The following is a 15,323-nucleotide window of genomic DNA, read 5'->3' on the forward strand; positions in this document are numbered from 1 at the left end:
CTTTGAAAAACAAAGTTATACGGCGAAATTTGCCGTACACTTAAATTATAAACCCCTGCTAATATTTTGCAACTGTGTTGCTATTAAGAAAGTAGTCAGCCAACTGCTGCAATGAAAGACTGGTGCCGTTCGTCAACTTATACAGTTAGTAATAGGCTTTGTTCCGCGAAAGTGCATGGGTCACTATGTCACTGACTTTCTTTATCCTGCTTCGCCTGAGTCAGTTTGTCGGCGGTCGGGTTTGGATTTAGATTTAGGGTTTCGGTAGGATTGTACTTGTTGTATCTGCCGTCAGGTTGAAATGTACTGGCGAGTTCCTCTTCACTGACCTCAAATAAACGTAAGGCCGATGCCCGAGAGGACGGAGATTGGATACGGGCAAACAATTCTTCGAAATGCAATGCCTCGCGGCGGGCTTCCAATTGCTCAATCAATTCTTGAGCGTAATATTTGTAGATATCCGGAATGTCAAGGTTGAGGATTTTATCGAGGTACTGGATGCCTGTGTGCTCCTCAATCCGGCGAATGTGCTCCGCCTCCATGACAAAAATGATGTCTGCCCAAATCAGCATTTCTTCGGTACAGAGTGTGGTGCCTTTGCGCTGGCATTCTTTTTTGCTCAAACCTGCTGAGCGAAAATGAACATGCGGCTCTTTAGTAGCAAAATGCTTTTCAGCGGTCTTACTGCGATTGACGTTAGAGGTACACAGAAACAAGATATTCATTGCCATACCTCCTTCGTGGAGGTATGAATGCTGTTCAATCCCGCAGCGCGGTGCAGCAATATCTGAGTTTCATCAAATAAGGGATCCACCATAGCATTGCTAATCCAAGTCGGTAGCATCAATTGTACGGTAGGGATGCCTGTAGCGGAGCAAACATCGATATGCAGCACCTCCACTAGACCGTCTTCTGCCATGGTAGATAGCGTACTTAGCAACCGATTCAGAATAAATACAAACGGCGAGTCTACGGTTAAGGGCGCATAGAACACGACATTAGGGTAGTGGTTTGTCATTCGGTTTTCGAGGGCGTGAGCTGCGGACATCGGGCTCTCCTTCAGGCAAAATCTAAGTAAAGCACGAACATCGGGGAAATACTCGGAAGTGTCACTAATATCTCGGAAGTGTCACTAAAATTTTGTGAAAAATTTTGAGTAGGAGCGAAATAAATAACTAACCCTTATCAAAAAACATGCTATCCACCATATGATTTACCACAGTATTCATCAATTCATTTCCTCTATCATCCAGTAAATTTCCCCTAACTGTTTTATAAATATATTTTTATGCTAGTATGCTACCTAATAAATTTGATTAGGTGTTAATCCAAATTGGATGAACAAGGCGCATGACAAATAACGGTCTGAAACAAACGGTAGTGACGAAGCCGGATAGGCTTTCGCAGATAGCGCAGTTGCCACAAGCAACGAGGGATCGCATTGCCCACATTGATTTTACCTTGTTGTTTAAAGGGGAAGCGGTACGGGCGGATTTGGTTGAGCGTTTCAGTATAGCGCCAACACAAGCAACGAAAGACTTCACCCTATACCGAGAGCTTGCACCAAGCAATATTGAGTATGACCAAAAGCTCAAGTTGCATAAGCGCGGTGAAGCATTTGAACCCTTGTTCGATTATGACGTCGTTCGAACATTGGCGACGATTAGCCAAGGGTACGGAGATGGCTTTACTGGCAAGGTAAAACCACCTCTTGCGTGTGAAGCACCTTATCACCTTAACAAGCCGAGTCTATCAATAGTCGCAAAGGTTACCGAGGCCATACATAAAGGCAAAGCTTTGAGTATTACCTATGTGTCGTTATCGAGTGGTGAAACCACGCGAGAAATTGTGCCGCATACGCTGGTAGACAATGGCCTGCGTTGGCACGTTCGTGGTTTTGACCGCAATCATGGTGAATTCAGAGACTTTGTACTGACCCGAATTAAAGAAGCGGTTGTGCTTGAAAACTCTACGTTATCTGAGACTGAACTAGAAACCCAAGATCGGCAATGGAATCGCTTTGTCGAGCTAGAGTTAGTGCCTCACCCACGTATTGAGCACAGCGAAGCGATTGAACTGGATTATGGTATGACGGATGGCGTTCTAAAGGTTGAGATTAGGGCTGCAACCGCTGGGTATTTGCTACGTCAATGGCATGTGGATTGCTCCACGGAACACTCATTAATGGGCTTTGAGTATCAGCTTTGGTTGCGTAACAGCCAGGCTCTTTACGGTGTTACAAACTTAAATCTAGCGCCGGGAAGAACCAGTTAATCAAAAGATGTAGCGGCCATTTATACGTTACATAAAGAACAGAATTTTAAATTTATAGTGAAGCCGTTGCAGCAACTTAGTGGGATGCAACCAACACTGAACAGGAAAATAAAATGGATCATAGTGTACATAACAAGCTCATCTCATTTATTTGGAACATTGCCGACGACTGTTTACGGGATGTGTATGTTCGCGGTAAGTACCGCGATGTGATTTTACCTATGGTGGTATTACGACGTTTAGATACGTTACTAGAACCTACCAAAGAAGCCGTGCTTGAAGAGGTAAAGTTCCAAAAAGAAGAGATGCAAGCCACGGAGCTTGATGATGAACCATTAAAGGCGGCCAGTGGTTATGTCTTTTACAATACATCTAAATGGACGCTGAAATCCCTGTTCAACACCGCAACGAATAACCAACAGATATTACTCGCCAACTTTGAAGAGTATCTGCTTGGCTTTAGCGATAATGTTAAAGAAATCATTGAATGCTTTAACCTCAAATCGCAAATTCGTCATATGGCCTCAAAGCAAGTCCTTCTTGATGTCGTCGAAAAGTTTGTTTCCCCCTACATCAACCTAACTCATGAAACGGTCGAAGACCCAGATGGCAACAAGATGCCATCCCTTACTAACCTGGGTATGGGTTACGTGTTCGAAGAGTTGATCCGCAAGTTCAACGAAGAAAACAACGAAGAAGCAGGCGAGCACTTCACACCACGTGAAGTGATTGAATTGATGACGCACCTGGTGTTCGACCCAGTCAAAGACCAGTTACCGCTTACCATGACAGTGTATGACCCTGCGTGTGGTAGCGGTGGTATGCTCACTGAATCTCAAAACTTCATTGAAGAGAAATACCCGAACGACAGCCGAGATGTTTACCTTTACGGCAAAGAGATCAACGACGAGACCTACGCAATTTGTAAATCGGACATGATGATCAAAGGTAACAACCCTGAGAACATCAAGGTAGGCTCAACCTTGTCTACCGACGAGTTTTCGGCTTCTCGCTTTGACTTTATGTTGTCTAACCCGCCATACGGTAAGAGTTGGGTGTCTGAACAGAAGCACATTAAAGACGGCAGTGATGTGATTGACCCACGTTTTAAGGTTAGCCTGAAAGACTATTGGGGAAATCTCGAAGTGGTGGATGCCACGCCACGTTCAAGTGATGGCCAGCTGCTCTTTTTAATGGAAATGGTCAACAAGATGAAAGATCCGAGCGTAAGCCCATTAGGCAGCCGGATTGCTTCTGTTCATAACGGCTCCTCGCTCTTTACCGGTGATGCGGGCGGTGGCGAAAGTAACATTCGTCGCTTCATCATTGAAAACGACATGCTAGATGCCATCGTTCAGTTACCTAATAACCTGTTCTACAACACCGGCATTACCACTTACATTTGGGTGTTGAACAACAATAAACCCGAGGCACGCAAAGGAAAGGTGCAACTGATTGATGCGAGCTTGCTATACCGTAAGTTGCGCAAGAACTTAGGTAACAAAAACTGCGAATTTGCGCCTGAGCACATCACGGAAATTACCGATACTTACCTCGCGTGTGTGGACGTTGAAAGAGCGCTTGATGCAACTGCTCCTAAAGGCATGGGCGATCCTGTTGGCATCGCCAGCAAGGTGTTTAGTAATGACGACTTTGGCTACTACAAAGTCACTATCGAGCGCCCAGACCGCCGAAGAGCCAAGTTCACTCAAGACGCAATAGCCCCACTGCGTTTTGATAAGCAGCTTAGTGAAGTGATGGAGTACGTGTACGCAGAGCACGGCGAACGTGTTTACGAAAAAACTGGCTATGGTACTGAAAAGAAAAAGAGCTTCTTAAAATCCACTGAGAAGGACATTCTTTCTTGGTGTGAAGATAACGACATCAGTCTCAATGCCAAGGCTAAGGCAAAACTGCTTGATGTGAAACACTGGCTAGCGCTAAAAGCATTGCTTGAAACTGCACAAACGCTGATGGCTGATATCGGTAGCATTGAATTTGATGACTTCAATAGCTTTAAAACTCAAGTTGATAAATCACTAAAAGCCCACGCCATTAAGCTTTCAGCACCTGAGAAAAATGCCATCCTGAACGCGGTGAGCTGGTATGACGAAACCGCCAAGAAAGTGGTTAAAAAGGTAGTTAAGTTAAGCGGTGATAAATTAAACGACCTGCTGGAGCGCTATGAGTGTGAAGTCGCTGATTTGCCCGATTTTGGTTATTACCCCGTTCTTACCACTGAAGGCGGTAAAAAGGGCGAGTTCATCACTTACGAGACCAATTCAGACCTGCGTGACACAGAATCTGTTCCCCTACGTAAAGACGGAGAGCAGCAAAGCATCTACCAGTACTTCCTAGACGAAGTGAAGCCACATGTTGATGAAGCATGGATAAACCTAGATACAGTAAAAATTGGCTATGAAATCAGCTTCAATAAGTATTTCTACCGTCATAAACCTCTGCGTAGTTTAGAAAAGGTCGCAACCGATATCATCAACCTAGAACAAAAAGCCGAAGGCCTTATTGCGCAGATTCTGGGCGTCGCAGTAGAAAAGGTTCAGGGGTAAGCAGTTATGATAAATATTGCTGAAATGCTTAAATATCAAACTTACAAGGACTCTACCGAGGGCTGGATTGGTGATGTACCGGAACACTGGGATATTAGAAAGTTAAAGCATCTCTTTTATGAAAAGAAGCATCGGCCAAATATGAGCTTGAATTGCGGTGCTATTAGTTTTGGAAAAGTGGTTACAAAAGATGATGAAAAGATTTTACTGAGCACTAAAGCCTCTTATCAGGAGGTATTATCTGGTGAGTTTTTAATAAATCCGTTAAATCTTAATTACGACTTGATCAGTTTGAGAATTGCTCTTTCAGAAATTGATGTGGTTGTTAGTGCAGGATATATCGTCGTTAAAGAAAAGAAAGAACTGCAAAAGCAGTATTTCAAATATCTTTTGCACAGATATGATGTTGCTTATATGAAGCTATTGGGTTCAGGGGTACGACAAACAATTAGTTTTAACCATATTGCGAATAGCTTGCTGGTATTTCCACCTCTAGAAGAACAATCTCTAATAGCCGCCTTTCTAGACAAGAAAACCGCACAAATCGACGATGCGATTGCGATCAAAGAGCAGCAAATTAACCTGCTCAAAGAGCGTAAGCAGATCATCATCCAACAGGCGGTGACCCAAGGGCTTGATCCCAATGTGCCAATGAAAGACTCCGGTGTGGATTGGATTGGCAAGATTCCAGCGCATTGGGAAGTCCGTCGTAGCAAGTTTGTATTTACTCAAAGAAAAGAGCGGGCTTGGAAAGATGACGTACAGCTTTCTGCAACTCAAGCTTATGGTGTTATTCCGCAAGACCAGTATGAGGAGTTAACAGGCAAACGCGTTGTCAAAATTCAGCTTCATTTAGATAAAAGGAAGCACGTCGAAAAGGACGACTTTGTAATCAGTATGAGAAGTTTCCAAGGCGGCTTAGAGCGTGCCTGGTCGCAAGGATGTATCCGGTCCTCCTATGTAGTCCTGAGAGCATTAGAAGAAATTGATCCTTCGTTCTATGGGTATTTATTAAAACTACCCTCTTACATAGCAGCTTTGCAGCAGACAGCAAGTTTCATTAGAGATGGTCAAGACCTAAACTTTGACAACTTTTCAAAGGTTGACTTGTTTATTCCGCCCATTGAAGAGCAAAAAGAAATAGCTAACTACGTCAGCGCTTTTATGAAGTCTTCTGATGAAGGCATTGAGTTGCTATTAGCACAAATCGAAAAGCTTAAAGAATACAAAACCACCCTGATCAACAGCGCCGTGACAGGAAAAATAAAAATCACCCCAGAAATGGTTGAGCAATAGGACGCGAATATGTTCACGGTAAATCATCAAACCAACAGGATCAGTCCTGTTAAGACGAAGAGATTCAGTGAGCTGGGCTTTACTGAGCGCAAGCATCTTCAGGAGTGGTTGGCACACGAGCCTTCCGCACTCGGTGAAGAGCTGTTGATTATTCAAAAAGAGTTCGATGGCTTTGATGACACTCGTGAACGTTTAGATTTACTGGCACTGGATAAAGATGGCAACTTGGTCATTATTGAAAACAAGCTGGACGACAGTGGCCGAGATGTGGTGTGGCAGGCCCTTAAATATGCCTCTTACTGTGCCAGTTTAACCAAAGCACAAATAGTTGACATTTACCAGCAGTACTTAGACCGCTATGAGCCTGTAACAGCAGAGGATGACCTGTTAAATGCCCCTGCAAGTGGTTCAGCTAGAATATGTGAGTTTTTGGATGCGCCCGATCTCGATGAGTTAAAGCTCAACCTGGGTAACAGCCAGCGCATTATGCTAGTTGCGGCAAACTTTCGCAAAGAAGTGACCAGCACCGCGCTGTGGTTATTGGGTCAAGGAATTGGCATTGCCTGCTTCAAAATTACGCCTTATTCACTGGGTGAACAGCTACTGATTAATATTGACCAGATCATTCCAACGCCAGAAGCGAAAGAGTTGATGATCGGCATTAATGCCAAGGAAGCGGAAGAAAAAACCACCGAAGTGGTACTAAAAAACCGCCATACCGTGCGTCGCGAGTACTGGGAGCGTGCCTTAGAGGCATTTCAGAAAAGCAGCTGCGACTTGTATGACAATATCAGTACCACAAAAGATCACTGGTTATGCGCGGGCTCTGGCGTAACAGGCTGTCCATTCAGTCTAATTTTTAATCAAAAAGAGCTGCGTGTTGAGTTATGGCTGAGCCGTGCCAACAGTGACGAAAACAAATGGCTATTTGACGAACTGGTTAAGCAAAAAGATCAGATAGATTCAGCCTTTGGCGAACCGCTCGAATGGCTTCGTCTCGATGACAAAAAGCAATCGCGTATTCAGTTTTCCACTAAAGCCGATGGGTTCAATAAAGACACTTGGCTGGATCATATTACCTGGCATCTTGAGCATATGGTTAAACTGGAAAAAGTACTTAAGGCACCGCTGCTGCAAGCTTCAGAGAAATTAAAACATAAGGATGTGAAATGACGGTAAGTGTCGCAACCTGCTCAGTGCAACAACTTTTTGAAGGCCATAAAATACAGGGGAGTAATGGTAAGCAAATTACTGGAACATTAGTTATTCCTGAATACCAGCGGCCTTATTGTTGGCAAAGCCAGCAAATTGATAGCTTGCTAGAAGATTTAGAAGCGCATTTTGATAAGCATAATGAGCTATCGTATTATTTGGGTAGCCTTATTCTTCACCGCGATGAACAACAGCTGAAAATCATCGATGGTCAACAGCGCATTACAACATTAGCTTTATTCGGTTTCCTCTTACAACAGAACCAAAAGCTTGATCTACGTTATGAATCTCCCCTTAGCCAACAACAAATTAAGGCAAATCTTGATTGGATTGAAAATCAAAAGTCAAAGTGGGCGAAACTTATCAATTTTGAGCGTATTCAGTTTTCATTGGTAGTCACTGAGTCAGAAGATGATGCGTACCGCTTTTTTGAAACGCAAAACACTGGCGGTGTGAGGCTGGGTGGCCCAGATATTATTAAAGCACATCATTTAAGAGCAGTTCCTAAGGTTCATCAAACAAGATTTGCACTGCAATGGGAAGGGTTGGGTAAATTAGACAACTCAGTCAAATCTCTTTTAAAAGGACGTTATTGGCAACAGCTGAATATGCGAGAACTCGCACCACATCAACAAACCAAAGTGGTAAGGGATCAAATTGTTGCTGAACTTGGAGAACAAACTACCGAAGGTGATGACATTGCTTATGGTCAAGTATTGCGGTTAACCGGGATTGGTGGCGAAGTTGTCCAACAAGCCGCACAACAGGGATACGAAGTCAGACAGCCGCTTAATTCGGGTATCAACACTATTCGTTACTTGGCGTATTTTCAAAACTTATATCAGCAATACTGGGTTAATCCGACGTTGCCCCATCAAGAAGGTTACAACCGTTTTATTTGCTGGCTTAGAGGGTTAGAAGGCTGTGGCTATTTACAAGGTCTCTATGAAGCGTGCTTGATGATGTACATCAGCCAGTTTGGAGAATACCAGTTAGAGTTGGCCGCGAAAAAATTATTCAGAGTCGTTTACTCCCGCAGAGTAAGTAATCAGAAAGCGGTAAGAGAAAATTCAATTTCAAGTTTTGTGAGGGACTATCCTGTATTAGACTGGATTGCTTTGAGCTATACGCCAAAGCAGTGCTTTGCCCTTTTTGATGCATTTGATTTAGTCGTCGATCCTAGCAATTTAGAATTAGATACTAGTAGTGTTAAGAAACGCTTTATTGCAGAAGTGACTAAGCATTTCCAGCTGGGGTTGTCACCAGAACAGTACGCGTCTTCATTTGCTAACTTATTAACCCGTAATATCACCAAAATGACGGAGGCGGCATGAGTTCAAAGGTACAAACAGAGCTGCTTTCATTACAAACCATCGCGACAAAAGATTTTGGCTTTGTTATTCCTTGCTATCAGCGTCCATACGTCTGGCGTGAAGAAGAGGTGATTAAGTTATTTGACGACGTTCGAGATGCTTATTTAGCTAACGAGCCACATTACTTTATTGGCAGTGTCTTGAGTGCGTTAAATGGTGGTAAAAACGAATATGAGCTGATCGATGGGCAGCAAAGAACCACAACATTGATGCTGATATCACTTGCCTTCAAGGCTGTAGGGATTGAGACTCAGCTGGCTCATGTGAGTATCAAAGGTGAAAATCCAAGGTTAACGTTCGAAATCAGAGAGTCAGTGCGGAACTTGCTTGGTAGCTACGCGGGACTGGACAAAATTACGAAACCCGGTGAAGAAGATATTCGTAAAGATGAGTACCTAGTACATTTAGAAGCCAACCTTACTATTCTGAAGCAGCAAGTCGATAGGTTGGCTGAGCAATCAGACTTCGATATCCATGGTTTTGCTGACTACATTTTTAACCAAGTGCAGTGGGTAAATAATATTGTTCCAGCAACTATGGATCTGAATAGGTTGTTTTCGAGTTTAAATACAGGTGGCATACAGCTAGAACCAGTTGATTTATTGAAAGCAAAGTTGTTCAAACACATAACAACAGATAAAGCCGTTTACAGCAGTATTTGGCAAGCGTGTGAACATACCGATAACTATTTTGAGCGTAATCTGAGACAGATATTCAAAAATGCCGACTGGCAAACGCTGGAGTATATCGATCTTGCCAACTATCAGGCAGAGCTATTTCCTCTAGTCAGCTCTAGTAATAGTGTTCAACGAGTTGGTAAGTCAATTGCTGAGATAGCATCTGGATCATTGGACTTTTATGTCGAACCTGAACAATCTGAAAGTCCAAGCGATGATTTTGACGATGAGACCGTTTATTGTCGTTCAATTATCAGTTTTGAGTTGCTGTTGATTCATACACTCAGAATTTTTTGCACCCAGAAATCATGGAATGATCTTGCTCCTCGTATCCGTGCTACCAATCTGATGTCATGTTTTGAAGGGTTACTACAACATGATGAACGAACCATTAAATCGTTTATCGAATTGTTATGGCAGGTTCGTTATCAGTTCGATACCTGGGTTGTGAAATGGGTCGAGCATGATGACGAGGAAGATGCGCGGTTACGTTTAACTTCGATTAGTAAGAATAAAGCTTATATCAACCGTAAAGCAAAGGAGCTTGGATTACTTGCACAATTGCAAGCCGTGCGAAACTCTACCGGTGATCGCTCAGCCCAGTATTGGCTAACAGCGTTTTTAAGTCGATTGGTTGCGGAACCTAAAGCGAAAGATGAAGACGTGGTTACGCTATTGGAGAGCATCGACAATAAAATGTCGCTTACTAGGGAAACGCAAAAAGAAGCTAGCTTTAAACTTGCATCAGATATTTCGCCACAAACGATTCCTTGGGAAGAACAAGCTACCTATCTTAAAAGTTCTTTGGGAACTCGATTCGAACACTATTGGTTTCAGAAGCTGGAATACTTGCTCTGGAAAAACGGTGATAAAGCCAATGATGATAAGTTAAAACGTTATCGGATCACTTCGAAGAATTCGGTTGAGCATGTTCATCCTCAAACAGAGGAATACCATCATGAGCTAGAAAAGAGCCCATTAAATGCTTTTGGTAATTTAGTGCTCTTAAGTCCGGGTGAAAACTCATCATATAGCAACCAAACGGTAGCAAAGAAAAAAGCAGATTTTGATTCTAAACCGCGTTATGACGCCTTAAAGCTGAAAGATATTTTTGAGACGTACACCCAATCGGATAACAGATGGTCTTCTACCGAAATAGAGAAGCATCAAAACAACATGTTGGCATTGTTGGAAAGGCATTACACACAAGGAGCAATCAATGGTCAGTAAGACTAACGAGCAGGCACTAGAGGCTAGTATTGAAAGAGCTCTCACTGGTCATTGCCTTGAGGATCAAAAGGCAGGCATGTCTGAAAATCTTGTTGCACCGTACGGTGTGCAAAATTGCGGTTATTCTTCGGGCTTGCCATCTGATTTCAACATGCAATATGCCATTGATGAACGTTTTTTCTGGCAATTTCTGCAAAAGACACAAGAAGTAGAGTTGGCCAAACTGCAAAAGAACAACCCCTCAGATTGGCAGCGTAAGTTACTCGAACGATTTGACCGACTGATTAAGAAGCATGGCATTCTGCATTTACTTAAGAAAGGGCTAAGCGTAGACGATGCTCATTTCAATTTGCTCTATCCAGCCCCCCTGGCAAGCAGTAGTGAGAAGGTAAAGCAAAACTTTGCGGACAACCTTTTTAGTTGTACTCGCCAAGTGCGCTATTCCATGGCAAATCCCTTACAAGAAATAGACATGGTATTGTTTATCAACGGAATACCATTGATAACGCTAGAGTTGAAGAACGCATGGACGGGGCAAACTGCACGTTATCACGGCCAAAAGCAGTATCGAGATGATCGAGATGCAACTCAGCCATTGCTGACCTTTGGCCGCTGCCTAGTGCATATGGCGGTCGATACCGACGAAGTGTATATGACCACCAAGTTATCAGGTGGCAGTACATTCTTCTTGCCGTTCAATAAAGGACACAATCTTGGACAAGGCAATCCGCCGAATCCATCTGGCCATAAAACGGCATACCTATGGCATGAAGTATTCACCAAAGAAAGCTTGGCGAATATTATTCAGCATTTTGTGCGTCTGGATGGGTCAAGCAAAGATCCATTACCAAAGCGAACCCTGTTCTTTCCTCGATACCACCAATTGGATGTGGTGAGAAAATTAGTAGACCATGCTGCCCAGCACGGTGTCGGTCAGACTTATTTAATTCAACATTCAGCCGGTTCAGGTAAGTCTAATTCAATTACTTGGGCCGCTTATCAGTTAATTGAAACCTATCCTGCATCGTCTGATGTGGCAGGTGGTAAAAGCTTGGAGCAGCCGTTGTTTGACTCTGTGATTGTGGTCACCGATAGACGCCTATTGGACAAGCAGCTGCGGGATAACATTAAAGAGTTTTCTGAAGTAAAGAACATTATTGCCCCGGCGAACAAGTCTTCTGAGCTTAAGCAGGCGCTGGAGAATGGCAAAAAGATCATTATAACTACGATTCAGAAATTCCCGTTCATTATTGATGGTATCGCCGATCTTAGTGACAAGCGCTTTGCGGTGATTATTGATGAAGCACACAGCTCACAGTCTGGTTCGGCGCATGACAATATGAACCGAGCGATGGGCAAATCTGAAATCGAAGAGGCCGAAGATGCCCAGGATAAAATCCTTCAGGCGATGAAATCGCGCAAGATGCGTGGGAATGCATCGTACCTGGCATTTACTGCAACACCAAAAAACAGCACTTTGGAGAAATTTGGTCAACGCCAAGAAGATGGCTCTTTCAAGCCGTTTCACTTGTATTCGATGAAACAAGCCATTGAAGAAGGCTTCATCTTGGATGTGCTGGCAAATTATACGACGTACAAAAGTTATTATGAGATTGAGAAATCAATCGCTGATAACCCAGAGTTTGATACCAAAAAGGCGCAGAAAAAACTCAGAGCTTATGTAGAGCGAAGCCAGCAAACGATTGATACCAAGGCAGAGATTATGCTGGAGCATTTTGTTCCACATGTCGTGAATGCGAAAAAGCTCAAAGGTAAAGGTAAGGGAATGGTGGTCACTCAAAATATTGAGACGGCCATTCGATACTACAAAGCGATTAGGCGGATACTTGAGGAGCAAGGAAACCCGTTTAAAGTTGCCATTGCTTTCTCAGGAACCAAAGAAGTTGACGGTATTGAATATACCGAAGCAGATATTAATGGTTTTGCCGAGTCAGATACCAAAGATATGTTTGATACCGATGAGTATCGACTTTTAGTGGTTGCGAACAAGTATCTGACAGGCTTTGACCAGCCTAAGCTTTGCGCCATGTATGTGGACAAGAAGCTCGCCAGTGTCTTGTGTGTACAGACATTGTCTCGTCTCAATCGAAGTGCGCCTAAATGGGGTAAAAAAACTGAAGACTTGTTTGTTTTAGATTTTTTCAACTCGGTTGAAGATATTCAGTCAGCATTCGATCCTTTCTACACAGCAACTTCATTGTCCCAAGCTACAGATATAAACGTACTGCACGAGTTGAAAGATGAAATGGACGATGTCGGTGTGTACGAGTGGTATGAGGTTGAAGACTTTGTGACGCGTTATTTCAAGAATGAAGACGCCCAAACACTCAGCCCAATCATTGATGTTGCAGCAGCCCGGTTCGACCATGAGCTGGAGCTTGAAGCTGAAGCTAAAGTGGACTTTAAGATTAAAGCCAAACAGTTCGTTAAAATCTATGGGCAGATGGCTTCTATCATGCCTTATGAAATGGTCAGCTGGGAAAAACTGTTTTGGTTCCTGAAGTTTTTAATACCGAAATTGAAAGTGGAAGATCCTGATGCAGATGCTATTGATGAGCTTCTCGATTCTGTCGATCTGAGTTCATACGGTTTGCAACGTGTGAAGCTTAACCACAGCATTAAACTTAGTGACCAAGAAGCGGAGCTTGATCCTCAAAATCCGAACCCACGTGGGGCGCATGGCGGTGAAAAAGAAACTGACCCGCTGGATGAAATCATTCGCACATTTAATGAGCGATGGTTCCAGGGCTGGAGTGCCACACCTGAAGAGCAAAAAGTTAAGTTTGTGAACATCGCTGAGAGTATCCGCAATCACCCAGATTTCGAATCTAAATACAAAAACAACCCAGATCCTCATAATCGAGATTTGGCTTTCGAAAAAATGCTCAAGGAAATTATGCTGCAACGCCGTAAAGATGAACTTGAGCTCTACAAGTTGTTCGCAGGAGATTCAGCATTTAAAGCGTCGTGGACGCAAAGTATGCAACGAATGGTAGGTATGTAAGCCTTTAAAAACTCTAATTGAGAAGTAAGAGAAAAAGAAATGGAAAGCAAGGTCGAACAGCAATCGGAGCCAGCAATAAAACTCGACAATGATGCATATGGAGCAGATGTTGTGATTGTAATGCTACCACTAAAGCTTTATGAAGTATCGATAAATCATCGAGTGCTTAACGAGCTTGGTGAATTATCTCATTTCATTTTAAGTGTTATGGATAGACATAATTTAACAATTGAAAATGTTATAGAGGTTACAGGGTTATCTGATATACAAATAAGGCCTGTAGTAGATAGATTAAAAGCATTAGGTTTTCTAACTGATGATGAGAGTGAGTTATCAGAAAGAGGTAAAAGGCTTGCTTATATTTTAAAGAACATTCATGGCCATAAGCTTTCAGTATATATTGACCAAAACTACACCTCGTATAGTCATGACTGGTTTATAGTACCTGAGGATAATTCTATTTTGGAAGAAGTTAAAGGCAGCAGTTTTGAAGTGCCTTTACCAAGAGATATTCGCTTTAACCCAATTGAAGATTGCTTTAAACAAAGCCAGAGGTTTCAAAATAATTACTCTGAAGTACTCCCAAAACTATTACCCGAATTTAGTCGAGTGATTGACGTGTCGGATCGTAATCGTATTTGGGGTGAAGAATGGGATGTTATTTTTAGAACTAAAACTTGTGACAAAAGAATGGGTGTACCAATTAAGTTAGAGTTAAAGGAATTCAATGAAACCAAAGCTGAAAGTAATGACAAAAAACTATGCCTATATACCGAACTCCTGAGGTTGAATATTGAGTTTTCATTACCTTTAGGTATTAATTGGGGCGAGCTTGAAAACATAGAACCGTTGAGTTTTATTTATTCTGATAATGACCAAAAAATTTATAACTCCATGAGTTTTGAATCTTCACCTGATGAAGAAAAACGGCTGTATAGTGACGGGGATTTTGACGAACAAAAAAGTGCTTTATGTTTATTGGAGCACTCAATCTCTTATATTGATGAAAATGCCCAACTTTATTCCCGTTCAAACTCTTTTGATAAGTTATGGCAACGCCACGAATTTTCATACGACGAAGTTACTAGTTACATTTTAGATTCTGAAATTATAAGGGTGGAAGGATGAGAGCAGTTGAAAAGCACCCTTCATTGGTTGAGCACTTATTTAATGATAGCAGAGTACGTAAATATGGGATGATGGTACTAGCTCACGGAGTTAAAGGTGCTGCTAAAAAAATTAATCCAGCAGCACTTTATGTTGATGCTGCACTATCGGCTTTTGAGGCAGTTAATAGCTATTTAAAATATGCAAAAGAATGCCAGAAAACTAAGCAAATACTCGCAGAAAATAGAAAAATAAAATCACAGTTAGATGCTCAATTAAAAATACTAAAGATAAAACAAGAAACCAGTTTAAAAGAAGGTCAGGCTCGCTTAGATGAATTAAGTAGAAGAATTCAATTGAGTCATGATCAAAGAGCCAATTTACTTACTCAAGTAAAAAAACATCTTCAAATAATCAAGATTATACAAAAAAAGCTCAAAGAAGAACGAGAAGAAGGAGTCAGCTTCAAGCAGTTACAGCAAGCTCAACAAGCATTAGATCACTTATTGCTAACATCTCTAATGTTTATTACAAATAATGTTGAATAAGTAAGGAAATAAGT

The 15,323-nt window shown here is 42.3% G+C and carries 11 protein-coding genes; 9 read left to right on the forward strand and 2 right to left on the reverse strand.

The features are described 5' to 3' along the window. Window positions 1–188 precede the first annotated feature (188 nt). Both K0I62_RS09380 and K0I62_RS09385 read right to left on the reverse strand, forming a co-directional pair. Complete coding sequence (locus K0I62_RS09380; protein ID WP_220071165.1) at window positions 189–725, reverse strand: hypothetical protein; 537 nt, start codon at window positions 723–725, stop codon at window positions 189–191. Then, window positions 722–1,048, reverse strand: coding sequence for a hypothetical protein (locus K0I62_RS09385; protein WP_220071166.1), 327 nt, complete (start codon window positions 1,046–1,048; stop codon window positions 722–724). The genes K0I62_RS09380 and K0I62_RS09385 overlap by 4 nt, the downstream gene beginning before the upstream one ends. Before the next feature lie 302 nt (window positions 1,049–1,350). Here K0I62_RS09385 and K0I62_RS09390 point away from each other — a divergent pair, with 302 nt between their 5' ends. The 9 genes from K0I62_RS09390 (at window position 1,351) to K0I62_RS09430 (ending at window position 15,309) form a co-directional block, all read left to right on the forward strand. Then, on the forward strand, window positions 1,351–2,274 hold the full coding sequence (locus K0I62_RS09390) for a WYL domain-containing protein (protein ID WP_220071167.1): 924 nt from the start codon (window positions 1,351–1,353) through the stop codon (window positions 2,272–2,274). Between the two features lie 113 nt (window positions 2,275–2,387). Then, window positions 2,388–4,841: a type I restriction-modification system subunit M gene (locus tag K0I62_RS09395; protein ID WP_220071168.1), complete on the forward strand. Its 2,454-nt coding sequence runs from the start codon at window positions 2,388–2,390 to the stop codon at window positions 4,839–4,841. Window positions 4,842–4,847: 6 nt separating this feature from the next. Continuing rightward, window positions 4,848–6,137: a restriction endonuclease subunit S gene (locus K0I62_RS09400; RefSeq protein ID WP_220071169.1), complete on the forward strand. Its 1,290-nt coding sequence runs from the start codon at window positions 4,848–4,850 to the stop codon at window positions 6,135–6,137. A gap of 9 nt (window positions 6,138–6,146) precedes the next feature. Further along, the gene (locus K0I62_RS09405) at window positions 6,147–7,310 is read left to right on the forward strand and encodes a DUF4268 domain-containing protein (RefSeq protein WP_220071170.1); all 1,164 of its coding nucleotides are present in this window, start codon (window positions 6,147–6,149) and stop codon (window positions 7,308–7,310) included. Continuing rightward, window positions 7,307–8,683 carry a DUF262 domain-containing protein gene (locus K0I62_RS09410; protein WP_220071171.1) on the forward strand — a complete coding sequence of 459 codons (1,377 nt, stop codon included), beginning with the start codon at window positions 7,307–7,309 and terminating at the stop codon, window positions 8,681–8,683. The genes K0I62_RS09405 and K0I62_RS09410 overlap by 4 nt, the downstream gene beginning before the upstream one ends. Further along, window positions 8,680–10,629 (forward strand): DUF262 domain-containing protein, encoded by a 1,950-nt coding sequence (locus K0I62_RS09415; RefSeq protein WP_220071172.1) that lies wholly within the window; start codon window positions 8,680–8,682, stop codon window positions 10,627–10,629. The genes K0I62_RS09410 and K0I62_RS09415 overlap by 4 nt, the downstream gene beginning before the upstream one ends. Beyond that, window positions 10,619–13,654, forward strand: coding sequence for a type I restriction endonuclease subunit R (locus tag K0I62_RS09420; protein ID WP_220071173.1), 3,036 nt, complete (start codon window positions 10,619–10,621; stop codon window positions 13,652–13,654). The genes K0I62_RS09415 and K0I62_RS09420 overlap by 11 nt, the downstream gene beginning before the upstream one ends. 39 nt (window positions 13,655–13,693) lie before the next feature. Next, the gene (locus tag K0I62_RS09425) at window positions 13,694–14,782 is read left to right on the forward strand and encodes a hypothetical protein (protein ID WP_220071174.1); all 1,089 of its coding nucleotides are present in this window, start codon (window positions 13,694–13,696) and stop codon (window positions 14,780–14,782) included. Next, the gene (locus K0I62_RS09430) at window positions 14,779–15,309 is read left to right on the forward strand and encodes a hypothetical protein (RefSeq protein ID WP_220071175.1); all 531 of its coding nucleotides are present in this window, start codon (window positions 14,779–14,781) and stop codon (window positions 15,307–15,309) included. The genes K0I62_RS09425 and K0I62_RS09430 overlap by 4 nt, the downstream gene beginning before the upstream one ends. Window positions 15,310–15,323 lie beyond the last annotated feature (14 nt).

Origin of the sequence: Shewanella psychrotolerans (assembly GCF_019457595.1) — a bacterium.
In the GTDB taxonomy this organism is placed as follows: Bacteria; Pseudomonadota; Gammaproteobacteria; order Enterobacterales; family Shewanellaceae; genus Shewanella; species Shewanella psychrotolerans.

Bases quoted from the DNA above. Each gene is read 5' to 3' on its own strand.
- K0I62_RS09415 (WP_220071172.1), top strand. From the start codon at position 8,680: ATGAGTTCAAAGGTACAAACAGAGCTGCTTTCATTACAAACCATCGCG.
- K0I62_RS09390 (WP_220071167.1), top strand. From the start codon at position 1,351: ATGACAAATAACGGTCTGAAACAAACGGTAGTGACGAAGCCGGATAGG.
- K0I62_RS09380 (WP_220071165.1), bottom strand. From the start codon at position 725: ATGAATATCTTGTTTCTGTGTACCTCTAACGTCAATCGCAGTAAGACC.
- K0I62_RS09395 (WP_220071168.1), top strand. From the start codon at position 2,388: ATGGATCATAGTGTACATAACAAGCTCATCTCATTTATTTGGAACATT.
- K0I62_RS09430 (WP_220071175.1), top strand. From the start codon at position 14,779: ATGAGAGCAGTTGAAAAGCACCCTTCATTGGTTGAGCACTTATTTAAT.
- K0I62_RS09385 (WP_220071166.1), bottom strand. From the start codon at position 1,048: ATGTCCGCAGCTCACGCCCTCGAAAACCGAATGACAAACCACTACCCT.
- K0I62_RS09425 (WP_220071174.1), top strand. From the start codon at position 13,694: ATGGAAAGCAAGGTCGAACAGCAATCGGAGCCAGCAATAAAACTCGAC.
- K0I62_RS09420 (WP_220071173.1), top strand. From the start codon at position 10,619: ATGGTCAGTAAGACTAACGAGCAGGCACTAGAGGCTAGTATTGAAAGA.
- K0I62_RS09410 (WP_220071171.1), top strand. From the start codon at position 7,307: ATGACGGTAAGTGTCGCAACCTGCTCAGTGCAACAACTTTTTGAAGGC.
- K0I62_RS09405 (WP_220071170.1), top strand. From the start codon at position 6,147: ATGTTCACGGTAAATCATCAAACCAACAGGATCAGTCCTGTTAAGACG.
- K0I62_RS09400 (WP_220071169.1), top strand. From the start codon at position 4,848: ATGATAAATATTGCTGAAATGCTTAAATATCAAACTTACAAGGACTCT.